This window comes from Actinokineospora diospyrosa (assembly GCF_024171925.1).
Lineage (GTDB): Bacteria > Actinomycetota > Actinomycetes > Mycobacteriales > Pseudonocardiaceae > Actinokineospora > Actinokineospora diospyrosa.
The window spans coordinates 145,223-165,155 of sequence record NZ_JAMTCO010000013.1; the positions used below are offsets into that span (position 1 = coordinate 145,223).

A 19,933-nucleotide genomic window follows, 5' to 3' on the forward strand; every position below is an offset into this window, starting at 1 on the left:
AATGAGGTCCAGACTCACCACATGGATGATTCCGGTCGTAGCTCGGCGCACCGCCGTCTCCCGCGGACGGGCACCGTCGCGACGGCTGCTCTGACCGCGGCCGGTGCCATCGCTCTGGTGGGATATGCGGTGGATTCCAGGGCACTCGCCGCACTGGATCCCGATGGGGTCGTCGTGGACCCGATTACCGCGATCTCCCTGGTTCTCCTGGGGATCGCCCTGTGTTTGGTCGCGCCCACCGGTGGTGTGCCCGCCCGGCGGCGGACGGGACAGGCGATCGCGGCGGTGGTGGCCGTCGCCTGCACCGTGGCCTTCGTGGCGGCCGTCGCCGGTCAACCCCCCACCGTCGACGCCTTGCTGTTCCCGGACCGGGTCCAGGCCTGGGCGGCGGGCACCGGCGCTCCCCCCGCGGTGGCGGCCGCGGCGCTCGCGCTGGCCGCCTGCGGTGTGATCGCCCTGGACGTCGACACCGCGCTCTCGACCGCCGCCGCCGTGGTGGCGGCGGTAGCCGTGGTCGCCGACGGGCACGCGATGTCGCTCCCGGCGGGAGTGGGTGTCGTCGCGGTCTGGGTAGCCGTCCTGGCGGCTCGGTCCGACCTGTCCGCGGTCGGCAACCCCGCTGGCCCGAACCGGGTGGCAGCGGACAGGTTCGGCTCGGCGGCTGCCGCGGTGGTGCTCCTGGCGGGCCCGCTGCTGGCGGCGGTCGGCGTGGTCGATGCCGCGGTCCCCGCTGCCGCCCTGCTGGTGGTGGTGCCGCTCGCGACACTCGCCCACGCGAACGGGAGGTCGCGGCCCACCGCCGAGGCGGTCCCCTTCGAGGGCGAGCAGCGGTTCCACCGCCTGGTGCTCGGCGCGCCGGACGCGATGGTCATCGTCGACGAGCGGGGCCTCATCACGTTGGTCAACCAGCAGACGGAACGGCTGTTCCGCTACCGGGCCGACGAGCTGGTCGGCAAACCCGTCGAGGTGCTGATCCCGGAGCAGTTCCGCCGGGACCACGTGCGCAACCGGCACGAGTACCTCACCTCGCCGTCGCACCGGGGAATGGGCGTGGGCCTGGAACTGGTCGGCCAGCGCAGCGACGGCAGCCAGTTCCCGGTCGAGATCAGCCTGGCCCCCCTGGCGACCGACCAGGGGGTGCTGGTCTCGGCGGCCATCCGCGACACCAGCGAGCGCCGTGAGGCCGAACAGGCGCTGGCGGCCGCGCGGGACGAAGCGCTGGCGGCGGTGCGGGTGAAGTCGCAGTTCGTCGCGATGGTCAGCCACGAGATCCGCACCCCGATGAACGGCGTCATCGGGTTGACCGACCTGCTGCTGGACACCCCGCTGGACGCCTCGCAGCAGCGCTACGCCCAGTCGATCCGCGCCTCGGGCCGAGCGCTGCTGACGATCATCAACGACATCCTGGACTTCTCCAAGGCGGAGGCGGGCAAGGTCGAGCTGGTGGAGACCGAGTTCGCCATGGACCAGGTGCTCGGCGAGGTCGTGCACGCCGCGGTGGAGGCCGCGCGCGACAAGGACATCGAGGTGGTCGGCCACTACCCGCCGGAGCTGCCCATCAGGCTGCGCGGCGACGCGGGCAGGCTGCGGCAGGTGCTGCTCAACCTGCTGGGCAACGCGGTCAAGTTCACCGAGCGGGGATCGGTGGTGCTGCGCGCGGAACTGCAGGGGGTCGACGAGGACGGCAGGGTCCGCATCTGCTTCGCCGTCGAGGACACCGGGATCGGCATCGCCGTGGCGGAGCTGCCGTCGCTGTGCGAGCCGTTCTCCCAGGTGGAAACCGCCGCGAACCGCCGCTTCGGCGGGACGGGACTCGGCCTGGCCATCACCCGGGAGCTCGTCGGGCTCATGGGGGGCGAACTGGAGGTGGCCAGCGAACCGGGCCGCGGCAGCCGGTTCAGCTTCACGATGCCGTTCGACCGCGCGCCCGAGGCGGACGCGCCCGCGTCCCAGCACTTGGCGGGACGCCGGTTGCTGCTGCTCGACGACAACCCCACGACCCGCGACCTGATCACCCGGCACAGCTGGGCCTGGGGCATGGTCCTGACCTCGGAGACGGACCTGACCAGCATGCTCGACCGGCTCCGCGCCGCCGAACCGCGCGAGCCGTTCGACGTGGTCGTGATCAACCAGCACGTGGCGAACCGCCGCGGGCTCGACCTGGTCGCCGAGATCGCGGCCGACGCCGACCTGGCGCACATCGGCACCGTGCTGCTGACCTCCGGGTCCTACCAGGACGACCAGCGGGCCATCGAGGCGGGTGCCAGCGCGGTGCTGCCCAAACCGATCAACCCCTCCCAGCTCTACAACTGCCTGGTCGGGCTGCTCGACCCACCCGCGGGACCGGCCACCGGGGCCACGTCCTTCCCCGTCCAGCGCGGCAGTTCCGAGGTGAACGGGGAGATGATCCTGCTCGCCGAGGACAACGAGATCAACCAGATGGTCGCGGTCGGCATCCTGACCAAGCTCGGCTACCAGGTCGACGTCGCCGACAACGGCCTCGAAGTGCTCCGCCTGGTCGGGACCAAGCCCTACGCGGCGATCCTGATGGACTGCCAGATGCCGGAGATGGACGGTCTCACCGCCACGGTCGAACTGCGCCGCCGCGGCGAGGCGACCGGGGTACCCCCGATCATCGCCATGACCGCGGGCGCCTTGGCCGAGGACAAGCAGGCCTGCCTGGACGCGGGCATGGACGACTACGTGACCAAGCCCGTCGACCCGGTCGTCCTGCGCAACACCCTGGAGAAGTGGATCCAGCGCACGCGAAACCCCTTGGGCAGGCACGGGGTAGGCCAGTCCTAGGCGTCGCGGTTCCGGCCGCGCGCAACGCGACCGGTCAGGCTCACCCCCGCCGCGTGCGCGGGCCTGACCGCACCGCAGGAGGCCTCGCCGTTCGGGTGTCTTGCCCGCGCAGCCGTGTCCCGGCGGAGTGGGGTAGGTGTTCAACCCTGCGCCAGCCGCCACACGGCAAGGTAAAAGCCACTGGAGGCCGCCAATCGCTGCGCCTCATCGACGCGCGCGTGCCGCACTGACGGGGACACCTCAGGTGTGGTCCGGCGTGGGTGTCGTGATGTCGAGGGCAATCAGCCCGTGAGCGGGACGCGCCAGGTGCGCGAAGGGGGACGGCCAGTGGATCCGTTCCCCTTACCCACCCCGGCTGGTGGGCCATCCGGACCAGTGGCAGCAAGAGCACGCCCCACATCCACCGCGGTCGCCCTCGTAGCCCTGCCGTTGCCAGACCGCGAGGTGGGCGAGTAGTGCCAGCACTACCACCGGTCCGGGTCCTAGCGGGATCGCCCGCACCCACGACGCCCAACTAGCGTCCTCCCTGCCGACGCGACGCCACGTCGCGTCCTGTGTGGACATCACAGCGCTGGAGGAACTCGATGGGTGTGTACGGTCGTAGGAGATGCTTCGCGGTGCTCGGGCTCGCCACGGCGTTGGCGGTGGGTGCGCTCTCGCCCGCGGCGGCCTCGACCGGTGCGGGGCATGGCGCGGTGCCCGCTGGGTTGCTCGAGCGCGCCACGGTCGTCGACCTGCAGACGGCCATGCACGCGCGCCTGCTCACCTCCGAGCAGGTGACCCGCGGCTACCTGGACCGGATCGAGCGGCTGAACCCGCGCCTGAACGCGGTGGTCCGGGTCAACCCGGACGCGATCGCCATGGCGCGGCGCAGCGACGCCCACCGGCGCGCCCGCGGGGCCCGGGGGCCGCTGGAGGGAATCCCGGTGCTGCTGAAGGAGAACATGAACACCGCGGACCGCCAGGGGACCACCGCGGGTGCCACGGCGCTGCTCGGCGCCCAACCCGCCGAGGACGCCTTCCTGGTGTCGCGGCTGCGGGCCGCGGGTGCCGTGATCCTGGGCAAGGCCAACCAGTCCGAGTGGTCGAACTTCCGCGGGTCCGACCTGGTGGACGGCTGGAGCGCGGTCGGCGGCCAGACGCACAACCCCTACGTCCTGGACCGCAGCGCGTCGGGTTCGTCGAGCGGCTCGGCGGCGTCCGCGGCGGCGGGGCTGGCCGCGGTGGCGATCGGCACGGACACCGACGGGTCGGTCGTGTACCCGGCGAGCGCGACCTCGACCGTGGGGATCAGGCCCACCCTCGGGCTGGTGAGCCGCACCGGGATCGTGCCGATCACCTCGCGCCACGACACGCCGGGGCCGCTCGCGCGCACCGTCACCGACGCGGCGTTGACGCTGTGGGCGATCCAGGGCGCCGACCCCGCCGACCCCGATACCGCGGCCGCGGCGGGCACCCTGCCGAGCGACCCCCGCACCGTCTTGCGGCGGGACGCGTTGCGGGGCAAGCGCATCGGCCTGTGGCGGGAGGGGCACGTCGGGGTCGACGCCGACGTGGACCGGGTCTTCGACGCGGCCGTGCGCCGACTGCGCGACCTGGGTGCCACCGTGGTGGAGGGCGCGGACGTGCCGGACCTGGGGGAGGTGACGACCGAGCACATGCTGCCCGCGGTGCTGACCGAGTTCAAGCACGACCTCAACGCCTACCTGGGCGCCACGCCGGGCAGGCACCCGAGGAACCTGCGCGAGTTGATCGACTTCTACGACCGCCACCCCGACGGGCACGACCACCTGCTGTTCGACATGGCCGACAAGACCGACGGCGACCTGAGCGCACCGGCCTACCGGGCCCACCGCGAGGCGGCCACCGGCGCGGCTCGGCGGGCGATCGACGACCCGCTGGTGCGACACCGCCTCGACGCGATCGTCACCCCGACCTCGCTCCCGGCGCCGGTCATCGGTCGCGAACGCGACAGCGCCCCCTTCGCCAAGACGACCACCCACGCCGCGGCGGCGGGCTACCCCCACATCACCGTCCCCGCGGGCTACGCCGCGAACGGCCTGCCCCTGGGCCTGTCCTTCATCGGCACCCGATCCAGCGACGCGCACCTGATCGGATACGCCTACGCCTTCGAGCAGGCCACCAACGCCAGGCAGACCCCGCGCTACCTGCCGACCACACGCTGACCCCTGGTCGGGTGTGACCCAGTGCGACGCCGTCCCGGGCGCGCCCGCGCTCTCGGCCAACGAGGAATGGATGCGGCGCACCACCCGGCGCCGCGAGGAACTGGCGGCGCGGGGCACCGACGTGCGCCTGGTGGCGGCCAGTGTCGGCGGCGCGCTGGACCGGATCCCCGGACCCCTGCCCCTGGGGCACCCGGATGTGGTGGCCGCGGTGGAGACCGCGCTCGACGGGGCGGCCACGACGGGGTCCGACCCCGACATCACCGACTACGAGGACCCGGAGGAGTTCGCCGACGTGGCCGGGGTCGACCCGACCCCGGAGCAGGTCGACGCGTACCGCGATCGCCGCTCGTGTCAGGGAACCGCACATCGGCGAAGTCCTTTGTGGACGATTGTGTGCGGGTGTGCTTCGGTTGGGAGTGAACCGCCCCCAACCGGGTGTCGAGGATTGCCCGGTCAGAGTCCCAGCCCTCTCAACACGACCCCGCTCTTGACCTCATCGAGGAGTCGCAATCCCATGAAGTAGTCGCCTGGGGTGAAGCCGGGGAGTGCCCAGATCCGCTCGTACGGGATCCAAGTAGCTCGGTACTCCTGCAAGCTGTACACGTTGCTCCACAAGCAGTCCCGCGGATCGGGGGTCCACAGCGCCCGCGCGAACGCGTGGTTGCGCAGTATTGCGCCCACCCATCCGATCGCCCGAACGTGCCGTTGGCCGGTCAGGAGCACCACGTCACCGGGTCCCAGGGTGTCGAGGCGCTTGTCGTGCTTGTCGGTGGCGCCCCAGAACCTTGCTTGGCCGTCGGGGTGTGTCTCCGACAGGGCTGCTCGGTCGTCCGGGGTGAGGGTGTCCAAATAGGGTGGTTCGCGGAACTGGACGGGAGTGTCGAGCGTGTCCGCCCAGTGCCTGCGGGTCGCCGGCTTGCCGTAGGACGGCTGGATCATGACCCTGGTCATGGTCCGCATGGTAGGTGGAAGTAGCCCGCCACCATGTTTCGTGCGGCCGCCGCACGGAACATGGTGCGGCTGGGTGAGCGCTCGCGTGGAGTCGATTGGTGTTCCGCTGCACCGTGCTGGGAGTGCTGGTGGGGTGCGCTCGTTCGATGAACGGGTGCACCGCGCGGCGTTCAACGCCGTTCGGTGGCTGCTGTGGCGGCTCGCTCGATCTCCGCGGTCCGGGCTTCCCAGAAGGCCTTGTCGTGCCGCGGGTTCGTGGTTCCGGCCGCAATCCCTGTCACACCGTCCAGTTGCTCACGGAGGATGTCGGCGTGTCCGGCGTGCCTGCAGGTTTCGGTGAGTACGTGGACCAGCACGTTGAACAGCATGACGTCGGGCCGTGGCCACCAGGGCACGTGGCCCGGGGCGTCGATGGCGAGGGCGGTGATCGTGGTGTCGGAGTGCTCCCAGACCCGGCGGTAGCGGTCGACGATCTCCTCGCGGGTCTCGTGTTCGGTGGCCCACATGTCGGTGCCGCGTTGCCCGGTGTCGTCCCAGCGGGGGAGGGGTTCGGGGTAGGGCCGGTCGAAGACCTCGCCGAAGTACCTGGACTCCGACAGCGACAGGTGCTTGACCAGGCCGAGGAGGTTGGTCCCCGTCGCCGTCAGGGGACGTCGGATGTCGTACTCGCCGAGCCAGTCGAGCTTCCAGAGCATCGTCTCGCGGACCTCCCGCAGGTCGCTGTGCAGGTACTGTTTCGCGAAGTCATCGATCACGGGACATGAGCCTGTCATGCTCCGCAGGCCGACTCAACCAGACCGGGCCGCTGCGCGCTGGTGGATCTGGTGCGGTTGTGGGCCCCACGCCATCGCCCCGCCAGATCGAGTACCCGGCCGACGGCCAGCCCTGCCCGCAAGGGTCGCATCTGACGACTGGGTCAAGTAGACATGAATCCCCAGTCTCGCTTCAGCGCGGGCGCAACACCCGCGGGTACGCCTGCCGCTGAGCGGGGACACGGTCAGCTCGACAGCCGCGCCCGCACCTCGTTCGCGTGTGGATCGCCGAGTGACCCGTAGAGGTCGGCCGCCATTCGCCACCGCGCCAAGGCTTCCTCCCGACGGCCCGCGCCGTGCAGGGCGTCACCGAGCAGCTCGTGGGAGATCGCCTGGCCGTGCCAGTAATCGGTGGCGACGAGCAGGTCCAAGCCCTGTTCGGCGCACTCGATGGCCTCCTGGAAGTCCCGCATCGCCAAGTGGACGCGACCGACGTCGTTGAGGGCCTGGCCGATGTTGCGACTGTCCTCGTGCTCGCGTCGGATGTGCAGCGCCCGCCGCGATTCAGCGAGGGCCGTGTCCAGCTCGCCGTTGCCCACGTGCGCCTTCGTCAGTCCCGCGAGAGCCGTCGCCTCACCCCACGTGTCGCCGTCCGCCCTGTGCATCGCCAGCGCCTGCTCGAACATGGCGATGGCCTCGGCGTGCCGCCCGAGCTGGTGGTGGGTTGCCGCGGTGTCGCGCAGGGCCCACGCGACACCCCACCGGGTGCCGTCGGCGCGCCAGCACTCGAGGGCCTGCTCCACGTGCCCCAGCGCGCGCTCGGGGTCGCGCAACTCGCGCTCGGCGATGGCCACACTGGTGAGCAGCCACGCCTGGGCGGCGATCTCCCCGCAGGCACGCGCCGACACCAGGCCCGCCTCGTGCGTGGCCAACCAGTCCGCGTGCGGCCTGCGGACGAGCAGGATGCCGAACATCAGCACCGCCAACCGCCACACCTGCTCGTGGTCGCCAAGTGCCGCGGCTTGGCGGATCCCGGCTGTCAGGTTGGGCAGCTCCAAGTCGCTCCAGGCGAGGGCCGCCGCGCGGTCGGGGAAGTCGGGCACCGGGGTCGCCGTCCGCGCGAGTTCCACCGGTATCTGGGAGAAGAACGGGATGATCTCGCGCACCGCGGCCCTGGTGGCGTGGGCGTACCAGGTCATCAGGCGCGATAGAGCGGCGCTGCGCTCGTCGGCGGGCTCGTCGATCTCCGCGCGTTCGGCGGCGTGCAGTCTCAGCAGGTCGTGCAGCTGGTAGCGCTGGTTGTCCTTCTCGGTGAGCAGGTGCACGGAGGTCAGCTCGGCCAACACGCGGCGGGTTTGCCCGGCACCGAGACCGAGGAGCGCCGCCGCCGCGGGCAGGCCGATGTCCTGACCGGCGAAGAAGCCGAGCAGGCGGTACGCGCGAGCGGCCGCGGCCGGGAGCGCCCCGTAGGACAGCGCGAAGACGGCGCGCACGGCCGAGGACTCGTCGCCGGGAGTCGCCAGCACGTCGAGGCGTTCGCGCTCGTCGGTCAGCTCGGCCACCAGATCGGAGACCCGCGCCCCCGGTCTGGCGACGAGCTGCTCCGCCGCGATGTGCAAAGCCAAGGGCAGGTAGCCGCAATAGCCCGCGAGCTGGTCGACCGCCCCCGGTTCCGCTACCGCGCGGTCACCGATCACCCGGCGTAGGAGGCTTGTCGCGTGCTCGTGCGACAACACGTCCAGTGGCATGCAGTGCGCCCCGTTTCGCACGACGAGCCCGCCCAGTTGGCTACGGCTGGTGATCACGACCCTACAGCTCGGGCTCCCGGGCAACAGCGGTCGCACTTGTTCCACCGAGGAGGCGTTGTCGAGGAAGACGAGCACTCGCCGCTCGTGCAACAAGGAGCGGTAGAGACCGGACATGGCGTCCACGGTCGTCGGTATCCGGTCGCCGGAGACGTTGAGCGCGCGGAGCATCGCGCTCAACGCCGCCCCGGCGCTGACGACGCGGTCCGGGTGGTAGCCGTGCAGGTCGACGAACAGGTCCCCGTCGGAGAACCAGTCGCGCACCCGGTGCGCCCAGTGCGTGACCAGCGAGGTCTTGCCGACGCCGCCGACCCCGGCGATCACCTGGACCAGCGGCGCCCGCTGCGCGGAGGGCCGCAGCCAGGCGCTCAGCCGGGACAGGTGCGCTTCCTGGTTGATGAACCCGGGCACATCGGGTGGCAATTGCCTCGGCACGGGGAACGTGGCGGGCGCGACGGCGTGGAAATGGAAGTCGCCGCGCACCTCACCTATCTGCACGGCATTGTTGGTGGCACCGGAAATGGTGTTACTCGACTTGGATCCGCTATCCATCGTCCGTCCACTCCCGAGGCTTCGCGTTGGCCAACGGTAGCGGAGGTCGGAGCGGGCCGACCACCTTCCGCGCGAGGGAGGGGGCGACACGACCCAGTCGGACCGCGCCCGTTCGCAGTAATGTCCGCGAACGCTTCCGGTGTGGTCAGCGGGATTCGGTCTGGTCGGTGTCGAACAATGTCTGGATCCTCCCGTGACCGGTATTTGTCACGACAAGCCGAATGTCGCCCACCCCTCGGGGTTCACCCGCTGCGCTGGAGGTAGACCTGCAACTCGGCGTGCCGGAACTGGTACACGAGACCGGCCTGTCGCAGCACCTGTTTGTCCAGCGCTGACCGGAGAGTCGGCGTGAACCGGTAGGGCCGTGCGGGACCCTTGAACGACGGACGCGCCACGACCAGCAACCAGGCAGGTCCCAGGCCGGACACCCAGCCCCCGGTGAAGCCCATGCCCACACCCCACACGAGCCCGGACGCCACCGAGTCGTCGAACAGGCCGAGCGGGGCGCACATCGCGCACGCGGCGACGGCGCCGACCGCGGCGGCGACCACCGTGCGGCGACGGTCGGCGCGGAACGCGTTGTGCGGGGTCACGCTGGGCGAGTCGGTCAGATCCCTGGTCGCCGAGCCGAGCAGACCGCCGGACACGCCCTGCCCGTATCCGGCGCCAAGCAGGCCCATCACCACGAACATGCCCGCGATCGCGACCATCGCCCACCAGTTGCCGCTGGATACCACCGCCATGCCGCCGAACAGGAGGCCTCCCAGCAGCCAGACCCTGGTGGTGTGCCGCAGGTCCGCGGGAGACGGACCGGTCCAGGCCAGCGTCGCGGGCGCCCGGAGCACCGCGCGCGGGACAATCCGGAAGGTGACCAGGCAGGCGACACCGACGGGAACAGCGGCCAGACCCCACGGTTCCGGCCATCCGAACACGGCCGACCCCGCCAGCACGACAGCCAAAACCGGCACGGCGACCAACAGCGCGCTCTTCACCCGCAACGATTCCACCTCCACCTCAAGGGGAATCCGCCACCAGGCGATGTCGCGCTTGGCGCCCAAGCGCCGTGCGAGCCAGGCCAGGGTCGCCCGTTCTCGCGCGTGCTGGGCGGTCTTGCGGGCTCTGCGGAACCGGCCGGTCACACCCTCCGTCGAGTAGGCGCGGTCCAGGAACAGGCCCATCAACCGGGTCGTGATCTTCGCGGGCGTGTCCAGGCCGTCGCGCACCAGGTCGAGCGGCTTCTCTTGGCTGCTTCCCGCGTGCGGGAAGGCATGCCGTATCAAGTTGATCGTCAGCGGGGTGCGCAACGCCTTCGCCAACGCGCTGTCCGGGTTCGCGGTGAGGTAGTCGGCCAGCTCGCGCCACGCGGGCCGGTCCTGCCCGGTCTGCTTGTGCAGCAAGAACTCCACCGCGGTCGGCACATCCACAGGGTTCAACCGAACCACTTCGGGCCACCGGAACCGCTCGATGTCCTTGTCACCACCGCGTTTACCGGGCCTGGTGCTCACCACAACCCGGGTACCACCGTGTGTGGCCCGATTGACCTGAGCGGCCGCCTTGGCACGCAGCCCAGTAGGCATCTCGTCCAGACCGTCGAGGAACAGCGCAATCCGCCCCCGCCGGACCAAGAGCTCCGCCATCCGCCGAGTGAGACCGTCCCGGCGGCGCAGTCCCGGCAGACTGAGGAGTTCCCGCACCGCATACGCCGTCAGGTCCAGGCTGGCTGGGTCCCAATCGCTCATGGTCAACCACAGCGGGACCGGAGCACGGGGGTCCCCCTTGTCGGCCCGCTCGTCGAGCGCTTTCTTATACAGCAAGTGCATCGCACTCGACTTACCCGCCCCAGCCTCACCCACCAAGATCACCTGGCGCAGACCCTCCCGGACAAAGAGGTCCTCGTACAGCCGCGTGATCACAGGTTCGGACAACAGCGGCCGCTCATCCTCCACCGACAACTCGTCATCCCGGCTCCACGACACCCGCACCGGCGCTTCCGGATGGATCTCCCAGGTATGACTAGTCCTCTGCCAAAGATCGCCCGACAGCCCCGCCACGACCTCCAGTACCGCCTCCACCTCATCCCGCGGACGCGCAGCCGCAACCACCGTCACCGACTCGACAACCCCAGCCTGCACCACGTTCCCGCTGATGTGCCCAGCCACAACCTTGTTGTGTGTTGAAGACCCCGGATCGTCCACGCACCACTCCACCCACCAGAACCGACTCCACCGTGCCCATCGGTCCACGTCCGCATTCCGCTACGCGCGCCGAGCACTCCCAATATGAGGTCTGTGCACCTGCTTCGCCAACTGCTGGGTCGGGCGTACGTAGACAGCCGGACGTTGCCGGATCCGGCGGCAACAGTCCATGATCAAGAATCCCGGGTTCGTCTTCCCGTGCTGGTCGGTAAACTCTATAGCGAGGTCAGGCGTGTCGCTGTGCATGGTCGGGTACGTCCGAAGGGCGTCACCCTGGCGAGTCAGCAGGCGCCCGCACCGAATCCGGTCTGTGAGGCAGGTCGTCGTACTATGCCTTCGCGCTCGCCAGCGGCGGACCGGTGACTGTGCTGCGGGACTAGTGTGACAAGTGGAGAGCGCCGCCCGCACCTTCGTCCGCGCCATCCAGATCCCCGGGATCGAGAGCAAGCGGAATGCGGCGTAGTCAGACACCGATAGGGTCGCAATCTTGCCGCTGTGCCTGCTCACGCGGCAGGCTGCCGGGCCAGCGACCCTCGAACCCGATCCCGGTCAGACGGTCCAGCGGTGAGCGCACATCGATCCGGACAGACCGGCAAACTGACGTAGCCTCACTGCGGGTTGGGCGTGCAGGCGGTGGGGACCTGGGAACCTTGGGTGTTTGCCAAGGTGCCCCGCCACGTGCTTGGGCCTATCGGTTGATCTTCAGCGGAACCTCGCAGAACGTGCTAACGGCGCTGATGATCAGCCGACTGTCTGGCCGTGGACATCGATGAGCGTCAGAAGCGTAGGCAGCAGTACCTCGATCTCTTGTCCAAGGTCGCGCCGGACGAGGCTGCGGACCAGGTCACCTTCGACATGCTGTTCGAAGCGCACCTGAGGCAGCGTCGTAGCGGCTTGCCGCGACGGCCGAGTCGCAAGTCAGGTGGGGCACTTGCCGGAGCCGGGCTCGCCGAGACCGTAGTGGTCGTCGCGCCCTGGATCTTCTGGGCTCTGGACAAGGTTCTTGGTGTCGCCGTGGAACAGGCGACCAAGTCGGCCACCCGGCGGATGTGGGGGCGGCTAACCCGAAAGCGACGTGCACAGCAGCAGGATGTGCGAGGGGAGACGAGTGTGCAGCAGATCGTGGACGACCTTGTCGCCAATCATGGGTTCCCTGCTGAACGTGCACAAACTCTCCTGGAAGCCCTCGAACAGGAACTGGCTTCGGACCAATCGCGAGACAGTGGTGCCCACCATGATGGCTGAGGGGAAACCGATCAGATCCAGTTCGACGGGTGCGTTCGTCGTCCTCGTCGTGACAGCAGTCGCAGCGGCATCTTTCATATACCGCCTAATGCTCATCCGTAGCGCGGTACCGACCTTGGCTCAGCCTATAATCGGTCCGCTCGTCCTCGTTGCGCTCGGGGGGATCATCTACTTTGCGATGCCGTTCTACACAATATGGAAGCTGAACCTCGGGGAGCCTCCCGCTTCTGCCGAGTCTCTAATCCGGCGAATCCATGTGCTGGCAGAAGAGGCTGGCTTGATCCGGCCACCTGAGATTCTCGCATCCGGGCATGACTTCGACGCTGCTCAGGTGATCGGGACATGGCGACGTCCGCGATTGGTCATTCATGGGCAGTTGAGCAGGCTTTGGCGCCGCGACCGGGACGGTTTCGATGCGGTTGTCCGTCATGAGCTCGGCCACATTCTACTGCGGGACGTGTCAATCGGCCGAAAGGCGCTAGCGATTGCTGTGGCTTATCCGCTTGTAGCTATCCTGCCCCACTTCTTTGTAGTCGGCCTGGACGACCTCTCGGCGTACTTATTTGAGGATCTCTGGCGACTGCTCGCACTTTCCCTCGCTGTGCACTTGGCATACTTGTCAGTCATGCGCACGCGCGAACTGAATGCTGACGCCGTCTCCGGCTCGTCGAATTACCCGCTCGGTATGGGCGCCCTCGTGGCGCGACAGCGTCCGCTGATCGCCAGCGTATTCGCCAAGCATCCCGCTCCGCATGTGCGACTTGAAGTGTGCCAGGGAACTCGTAGCCCTGATGCAGCAAGCCTGTGGCAAGGTGTCTTGCTCGGCGCTGCGATCGGGCTTGCTGTGTTCCCGATGTTGTCCAGCCTGCGAGTATGGGTCGACGGGACCGAGTTGCATCTCTTCGAGTACACGGCAGGTGGACTGCTCGCGGGAGTCCTCTTTGCCGCAGTAGTGGCTCCGGTGGTCGGGGCGAACCGCCGCCAACCGTGGACTCTCGGCGGAGGAATGGTACTGGGAGTCCTCATTGCTGGCGAACTAGGAGTCGCGAGCTCTTTTGAGAAAGCTGGGCGGCTCGGGGAACGGGCCTTGCTCGTCGAGTTCGTTGCCCTGCTGATGCTGGCAGGGCTCCAAGTGGTGTATTGCAGGTGGCTTGCCGCAACCCGGGGGAGCCAGATCGCGGCTGTGGTCGTTGCGGTTGGAATCTGGATGTTGTTCCTGCGTACCTACTTCACGGCGATTGCGACGCCGGAAATCTATTCGGTGCTTGCCGAAGTGTATGGATTTTCCGATCCAGACCAGTTTGAGATGCTAGTAGCCGCCATGGCATTCACTTTCCTTCCAGTGTCACCGCAGGACCTGACCCTTGTCGGGATTCTGGCACTGGGGATCGCGGCGCTTGTGGTTCCTGCCTTCACGGTCCGGTTCCGTCGCTGGCGGGCGATCAGGCTGGCAGCCCTGGTAGCCAGTGCCTGCGGACTCATCCTCGTTGCGGTGCGATTCGTTCTCAAAGTGTCTGGAATCGGGGCGGTGGTTCAAGCGGATCCCGCCTCGGTCATCGGCACGCTCCTGGTGTGGTGGATCGGACCGGTGTTAGTTGTTGACCTCTTGGTAGGGGTAACGATGGTCGCCGTCCTCGGATCGAGCCTTTCGACGAAACTCTTGGGCATCGCCGCCACAGCCGTGGGCGGGCTAGCCGCGACCGCGGTGATCGCAATAAGTGCGACACCTGGCCCCGCCTTGCTCACGCTCTTCGTCCTGATCTCTGTCGTAGTCGGCCCACTGGCCACACTGACTACCGCGTCGTGGAATTGGCCGTGGGGGCTGATCGTGCTGGGAACCGTCGGCACCATGGTGGCAGTCGGGATGGGGGTGGTTCCGCGCGTGCCACAGGGCACCCCGATGCCGGATCTGTCCGAACAACTGAGGCAGTGCGTTACCGGACGGTGGACGACCAAGGGCGATATTCGAGAAGTCACAATCAGGGGTGATCCATCGATGGCATTCGGCGGCGAGGGACAAGCCTACGAGTTCCGTGCGGATGGTACCTATGCTCGCACGAGCAGCAATGCGACGTGGCAAGTTGACTACCAGTCGCGACTAATTCTACGCCTCGTAGTGAGCGGGAAATCGGAGGGGCGGTGGGAAGTCGAGGGGACTGCCTTGGTATTTTCCGGAATCGACTCCAGCACCGAGGAGCATTCGGTATTCTTTACCACGCCGCCGCGCGATGGCGAACGGATCGGTGAACCAGTCCGGATCGAGCCAGGAGTCGGCCGCGAACTGGTGTCGGTCGAGTGTACGACTCCATACATGATGCTGACACTGGGAAAGCATCGACAGGCGCTGGAACGGCAGCGCTGATTGAACCTCAGGCGTTGTTACGTGGGATCGTAAGCAACATGCTGCGGACGTCCACCGAGTGGATATGGTCAGTTTCTGTATCGGGCAGAATTGATGTTGGCCGCAACGAGTTCTTGTGAATCGGCGAGCAAACTAGGTTTGCGACTTAGAGTTCAAGCTCTGAATCACAAATGCGGACTGGGCGGTGCGCAAATCACTCCCTTTGACCTCAAGGGGTCATCGGTAGGTAATCACTGCAGGGAGGTGCCGACGATGTTGTTGGACCGTTCTTCTGATAGCGCGAGTGCCTCGCGGTGTTCGGCGAGCGAGGCGCAGAACGGAACCAACGCAGCGCGCGCGCCCGCGGGCAGGTGGGCTCGGATCACCTCGTCCCAGAACCGCGGTTCGTTCAGGCACGTGATCAGGTGGGCGCGGGTGAGGATGTCGTAGAAGACCACCTGCTTCTGCTGGTACTCCAGGCCCTCCAGCAGGGACAGGGCGTAGCTGCCGAGGTAATCGGCGGCGGCGCGCGGTGGGAGGTCCAGCAGCGGGGTGCCGCCGAGGAAGCCAGGGGAGAAGATGTCCACTTCTACCGGCGGCACCCCGGCCGGCGCCCGCCACGCGTCCTCGCCGCAGGACCAGGCAAGCAGTCTCAGGTCGTCGAGCGGTGGGGCCAGGATGGATGTCCACGCGTCGCGGACGACGGCTCGCACCGCTGCCAGGTCGGTCATGCTCATCAGGGCGATTGGCGCCCCAGGTGCGCGGCTGTGCGTAGTCGGCGCGCAGCCGTGCGGCAACCCATTCCAGGATGGTCTTGGCACCTGTGCATCCCAGTCCGCCATCTAGAGCAGAACCGGGACCGGCTCGTTGTTCGTTCGTGTGTTCAGCAGTTCCAGGAGCAGCTGCAGGGCGAGGGTGGTCTTACCTGTTCCCGCTCCACCGGTGATGACCAGGCGCCGCGACCGCATCCTGCGGAAACAGGCCACCAGCCATTCCACGTTGTCGGAACGCTTGTTGACGGTGAGTTGACCGTGTGCGATGTGCTTCGGGAAGTCCATCACCTACGCCCGCGTCAGGTGCCACACAACGGGGATGGGCGGATCCAGCGATCGCAGCATCTTCGCCACCCGCCACCGGTCCTGGACCATCTTGGCCAGGTTCCGCTTCGCCTGGTCCAGGTCGGCCACTGCTGGCACCGAAGCTCGGTTGACGATGAGGTCCAGCACCGCTGTGCCTGCGAATCCGACGGCTACGGCAATCCATGCCAAGTGCCAGAACCAAGCGCCATCGTTGAGGACTGGTTGACAGCGACCCGACCGTGACGGTCAGCACCGCACTCCAAAGCCGGCTGTCGATCTGCCACCGGCTGATCATGGCGACCATGCTGCCGCCGCGCGGACACAACCGGCGGTAGAGCCACCGTGCCGGAGCAGCTGGCTGTCGGAACCACGCCGAGGTCGCCCGCGCGGTTGGCACCATCCCGGCCCGAGCCGATCAGCCGTCGTTGCCGGGGCGAAGCACGTTGAGTTCGTCTCGTCTCCGAGCGGGCTGCTCGCGTCGCCGTTCGACACCGTCGTGACATAGCGGCCGCGGCAACCTGTCCTTGTTCGGCGCTGAGACCCACACTGGCAGGAATGCGTCGACCGGGGCAGCTGAACCCCCGGACCTGGTGACCTGTGGTCGGTAGGCTACGCACAGCCAACCAGAGGAGGCCGACCGGTGACGGCGAGCGGTGAGCGGATGGTCGGCGATCTCGCGAAGGCCATCGATGAGTCCGACTTCGCCTGGTCGCTGGTGTTGGTCGGTGAGGATCAGCGCGACAAGCTCGCCGCGTTGACCAGTGACCTGCGCGGCAAGGTGTCGACCACCGGTGACGGGAAGCAGATCACCTCCGGGTACGCCTACTGGGGCATCGGTCCGACGATCGCGTGGGCGCACGCCTGCACCGACCCGTTCTACCTGGTCATGAAGCAGAGCCTGGACTCGTTCACCCGGCGCTGGGGCGGGTGCGCGGCAAGCTCGGCGACGGCTTCCACTACGTGAGCTTCGGCGTCGGCACCGGTCACAAGGACGGGCTGATCGTCGAGCACCTGCTCGAGCGCAACCCGGGCATGGTCTACCTGCCGGTCGACATGAGCTCGGAGATGCTGCGCCTGGGCACGCAGGAGTCCACCCACCGGGTGCGGCTGCCGGGTCACCGGGTGGTGCCGGTGCAGGTGGACTTCGCCATCCCGCAGAATCTGACGGAGTTGCGCGGTCTGGTCCACCGGCTCGTCGGCGACGAGCCGGTGCTGTACTCGTTGCTGGGCAACACGCTGGCCAACTTCGACGACGACGGCGGACTGCTCGCCAACCTCACCGCGCTGGCTCGTCCGCAGGACCGGTTCCTGCTGGAGGTCGCCAGCACCGACGCGGTGTCCGACGAACTCGCCCAGGAAGCGGTCGAGGAGTACGCGCGCAGCCGCGCCTACCGCGAGTTCGTCACCAGCGCGCTGCTGCACAACACCGACCTGACCATCAACACCGACGCGGTGCGCTTCCGCGGCGCGGTCGAGGGTGACCGCGCGTTGCGGGTCAAGGTGATCTACCAGAACCAGACTGGCGGCGACATCCAGATGATGCTGCCCGACCGCACCCGCGTGCCGTTCCCCGACGGCGACACCATCCGGCTCTACCTGACCCGCAAGTACCTGCGGAAGGCGCAGGAGGAGATGGTGCGCGCGGCGGGGATGCGCAAGGTCGCTGCCACGCACTCGGACTTCTCCGCGCCGCGCAGCGCGCAGGGCTTCGGCATGGACCTGCTCCTGCTCGCGCCGGGCGAGGCTCCCACACCGCCCGCCGAACCGGGGACGAGGACCAGGGCCGACGAGATCTGGGAGAGCTGACGCGGGGATGATCCGGATCGCCATCACGTTCATCACCTTCGGCGCGCTCGTGACCGCGCTGGGCGCGGGCGTGGCCTGGTTCGTCGTCTCGCCGGACGGGCAGGGCTTGGAGCCCGCGGTCAACACCCTCGCCGTGCTCGCGGGCATGGCGGGCATCTTCGCCGAGCGGTGGGCGGCCCAGCGCGAACGCCGCAAACAGGCCCTGGAGTCCATCGAGATCGAGCTGAAGCGGAACCTGGACACGCTCGCCAGCGAGGCGTTCAGCGCCAGCGGCCCCGCGGGCAGGCGGCTCTACCCCAGGCTGATCCAGTCCGCTGTGGACGCCGCGTTCGCCTCCGGTGCACTGAGCCCGCGACGCGACGTCGAGCTGATCGACCTGCTGCACCGCTGGCGCAGCTCGGTCAGCTCGGTGAACCGGCGGCTCGAGTTGACCGAGACACTGATGTTCACCAGTACCTCGGCCGACGAGATCGAGCAGTTCAACCGCGCCCTGCACAGCGCGGGCAGCTTCGTCCAGGGCGTGCGGGCCCTGCTCGACGAAGTGCTGACCTACCTCGGTGCCATGCGCAGCGCGCCATCGAGGCGGATCACCTCGCCGTTCAGGTAGTCCCTGCTCGTCGTCACCACCCAGATCCCAGATCCAGCAAGGCAGGGCGCGACGAGCAGCGTCAACCCGACCAGCCCGGCGATGGATGCGGCGTAGGTCGCCTGTCCGATTTGCATGCGAGGGAGTGGGTCTCGTCGGTCGAGCGCACACGACGACCGGTGAAGCGCTCCCACTGGCATGCATTGGCGGACCATTGCCGCTGCTCACCCGGGCGGGCCACCTCGGGGGTCAGTCCTGTGGCGTCGCCTTGCTTGAGATGCAGTCGTCGATCAGTGCGAGTAGGAGCGGGTGGTGGGCGTATGCCGCAGTGAAGCGGCCTCTGACGGGTTCGAAGTCCAGGCCTGCCCGGTCGTGCAGGAGGGCCGCTTCCGCGAGCAGGCCCGCGGCGCGCGCGAAGCTGAGTTGGCCGCTGCGGTGGTCCACCGTCTGCACGGCGGCGTCGAGGATGATCGGGATCGCCTCCGCCGGGTGGGTGGCGGCCCGGCGTCGGGCCAGTGCGAGCAGGTCCGCGCTGTCGAGGCCGAACTCGTGCGCAGCGGCCCAGGCTCCCGCGACGTCGCCGCCCGCGACCAAGTGGTCGACCAGAGGTGTGCACGCTCTGGGCCCCGGTTCTGCCGCCAGTTCGCGCAGATGGGCCAAGACTCGACCGGTAGCGTAGGTCTGCGCGCCGAGCGGGGCCGACGCGGCGAGAAGTTCGCGGTAGCGGCGTTCGTCCGGGTGCCGGGTGAACAGGTCCCAGCGCCGGCGGGCGTGCTCTTGGTGATCGCCGCGTCCTGCCATGGCCCGCGCGCGGTGACTCGGGTCCTCGTGCACCTCGGGGTAGAGCTCGTCGTGGAGGTAGCAGATGGTCTGCGAATGGTCGTCATCGTCATCGGTGACGCGGCGGCGCGCTTCGTTCACCAGGTGGCGATAGGACACCAGACCGTCCTCGCCCAGGATGTCAACGACATCGGCGAGTTCCAGCGCGAACAGCGAGTCCGTACGTGTCTGGAGGTCGATCACCCATTCGGCGAGCTCGTCACCGCGCGCTGGTTCGGAGCGGCACGTGTCGGCGAACCCCGCGATGACCCGTTCCCGGCTACGCAGAACGGATTCCTCCACCTCCTCGGAGTCGACGTAGACCTGCTGGCGCACCAACACACGAAGCAGGTCTTGGTAGCACGGCCGAATGAGGACGGCGTACCCTTCCTGGCTGGATACCTCCAGGTCGGCGAGCAGTGCGTCGAGCAGTTCCGACCACCGCGTGAGGTTCGTGCTTGCGATCCTGCCGAACCGGCCCAGATCACGAATCCGATGCCGCAGCGACAAGACGTCCGGTGGCCCGAACTGCGAGAGCGCGGACAGGGCGGTGGCGGTGCAGTGCGCGCAGAACACCCCTGCCAGGCCCGCTGGGCACGTGCACGAGTGATCCATTCCGCCGTCGGCCTTGGCCAACCGCACTCGCTCGTCCGTGCCGACGATGTCCGCGACCAACTCGCCCCGGGACAGCACAGGGTCGGCGCGGTAAAGGTACGGGTAGGCGAGCTCCCGGTACCCGGGCCCAGCGAGCCGGGCGACATCGTCTTCATCGAACCAGAGCACTCACCGATCCAACCAGACACACCGCCCC

15 protein-coding genes and 1 pseudogene are annotated in these 19,933 nt (G+C 68.4%); 7 read left to right on the forward strand and 9 right to left on the reverse strand.

Annotated elements, in window-relative coordinates:
- Nucleotides 1-21 precede the first annotated feature (21 nt).
- Together LV75_RS25580 and LV75_RS25585 are read left to right on the forward strand one after the other, a co-directional pair.
- Nucleotides 22-2,805 (forward strand): response regulator, encoded by a 2,784-nt coding sequence (locus LV75_RS25580; RefSeq protein ID WP_253889561.1) that lies wholly within the window; start codon nucleotides 22-24, stop codon nucleotides 2,803-2,805.
- Nucleotides 2,806-3,389: 584 nt separating this feature from the next.
- On the forward strand, nucleotides 3,390-4,991 hold the full coding sequence (locus LV75_RS25585) for an amidase family protein (protein ID WP_253889562.1): 1,602 nt from the start codon (nucleotides 3,390-3,392) through the stop codon (nucleotides 4,989-4,991).
- A 453-nt stretch (nucleotides 4,992-5,444) separates the two neighbouring features.
- On the opposite strand, the gene LV75_RS25590 is transcribed toward LV75_RS25585, so the two are convergent.
- From LV75_RS25590 to LV75_RS25605, 4 genes are all read right to left on the reverse strand, one after another.
- Complete coding sequence (locus LV75_RS25590) at nucleotides 5,445-5,942, reverse strand: hypothetical protein (protein WP_253889563.1); 498 nt, start codon at nucleotides 5,940-5,942, stop codon at nucleotides 5,445-5,447.
- 170 nt (nucleotides 5,943-6,112) lie between these two features.
- The gene (locus LV75_RS25595) at nucleotides 6,113-6,697 is read right to left on the reverse strand and encodes a DinB family protein (RefSeq protein ID WP_253889564.1); all 585 of its coding nucleotides are present in this window, start codon (nucleotides 6,695-6,697) and stop codon (nucleotides 6,113-6,115) included.
- 242 nt (nucleotides 6,698-6,939) lie between these two features.
- A complete protein-coding gene (locus LV75_RS25600) occupies nucleotides 6,940-9,051 on the reverse strand; it encodes a tetratricopeptide repeat protein (RefSeq protein ID WP_253889565.1) in 2,112 nt (703 codons plus the stop codon).
- Between the two features lie 242 nt (nucleotides 9,052-9,293).
- Nucleotides 9,294-11,210, reverse strand: a complete 1,917-nt coding sequence (locus LV75_RS25605) for an NACHT domain-containing protein (protein ID WP_253889566.1) — start codon at nucleotides 11,208-11,210, stop codon at nucleotides 9,294-9,296.
- A 795-nt stretch (nucleotides 11,211-12,005) separates the two neighbouring features.
- On the opposite strand from LV75_RS25605, the gene LV75_RS25610 reads away from it, so the two are divergent.
- Both LV75_RS25610 and LV75_RS25615 read left to right on the forward strand, forming a co-directional pair.
- Nucleotides 12,006-12,491: a hypothetical protein gene (locus tag LV75_RS25610; protein ID WP_253889567.1), complete on the forward strand. Its 486-nt coding sequence runs from the start codon at nucleotides 12,006-12,008 to the stop codon at nucleotides 12,489-12,491.
- A gap of 88 nt (nucleotides 12,492-12,579) precedes the next feature.
- On the forward strand, nucleotides 12,580-14,853 hold the full coding sequence (locus tag LV75_RS25615) for a M48 family metalloprotease (RefSeq protein WP_253889568.1): 2,274 nt from the start codon (nucleotides 12,580-12,582) through the stop codon (nucleotides 14,851-14,853).
- A 230-nt stretch (nucleotides 14,854-15,083) separates the two neighbouring features.
- On the opposite strand, the gene LV75_RS25620 is transcribed toward LV75_RS25615, so the two are convergent.
- From LV75_RS25620 to LV75_RS35120, 3 genes are all read right to left on the reverse strand, one after another.
- Complete coding sequence (locus LV75_RS25620) at nucleotides 15,084-15,569, reverse strand: hypothetical protein (RefSeq protein ID WP_253889569.1); 486 nt, start codon at nucleotides 15,567-15,569, stop codon at nucleotides 15,084-15,086.
- A 105-nt stretch (nucleotides 15,570-15,674) separates the two neighbouring features.
- Complete coding sequence (locus LV75_RS25625; protein ID WP_253889570.1) at nucleotides 15,675-15,890, reverse strand: DNA/RNA helicase domain-containing protein; 216 nt, start codon at nucleotides 15,888-15,890, stop codon at nucleotides 15,675-15,677.
- Nucleotides 15,891-15,893: 3 nt separating this feature from the next.
- The gene (locus LV75_RS35120) at nucleotides 15,894-16,019 is read right to left on the reverse strand and encodes a hypothetical protein (RefSeq protein ID WP_301319785.1); all 126 of its coding nucleotides are present in this window, start codon (nucleotides 16,017-16,019) and stop codon (nucleotides 15,894-15,896) included.
- 532 nt (nucleotides 16,020-16,551) lie between these two features.
- Between LV75_RS35120 and LV75_RS25630 the strand changes: the two genes are divergently transcribed.
- From LV75_RS25630 to LV75_RS25640, 3 genes are read left to right on the forward strand one after another with little or no spacing between them, the layout of a single operon-like run.
- On the forward strand, nucleotides 16,552-16,875 hold the full coding sequence (locus LV75_RS25630; protein WP_253889571.1) for a hypothetical protein: 324 nt from the start codon (nucleotides 16,552-16,554) through the stop codon (nucleotides 16,873-16,875).
- Nucleotides 16,839-17,717: an L-histidine N(alpha)-methyltransferase gene (locus tag LV75_RS25635; RefSeq protein WP_253889572.1), complete on the forward strand. Its 879-nt coding sequence runs from the start codon at nucleotides 16,839-16,841 to the stop codon at nucleotides 17,715-17,717. Before LV75_RS25630 ends, LV75_RS25635 begins: the two co-directional genes overlap by 37 nt.
- A gap of 7 nt (nucleotides 17,718-17,724) precedes the next feature.
- A complete protein-coding gene (locus LV75_RS25640) occupies nucleotides 17,725-18,324 on the forward strand; it encodes a hypothetical protein (RefSeq protein WP_253889573.1) in 600 nt (199 codons plus the stop codon).
- Here the strand turns inward: LV75_RS25640 and LV75_RS35920 are convergent.
- Both LV75_RS35920 and LV75_RS25650 read right to left on the reverse strand, forming a co-directional pair.
- Nucleotides 18,267-18,437, reverse strand: a pseudogene (locus tag LV75_RS35920) (3-hydroxyacyl-CoA dehydrogenase); the annotation flags it as partial. The gene LV75_RS25640 and the pseudogene LV75_RS35920 sit on opposite strands and share 58 nt — an antisense overlap.
- 115 nt (nucleotides 18,438-18,552) lie before the next feature.
- Nucleotides 18,553-19,905 carry a hypothetical protein gene (locus LV75_RS25650; RefSeq protein ID WP_253889574.1) on the reverse strand — a complete coding sequence of 451 codons (1,353 nt, stop codon included), beginning with the start codon at nucleotides 19,903-19,905 and terminating at the stop codon, nucleotides 18,553-18,555.
- Between the last annotated feature and the right edge of the window lie 28 nt (nucleotides 19,906-19,933).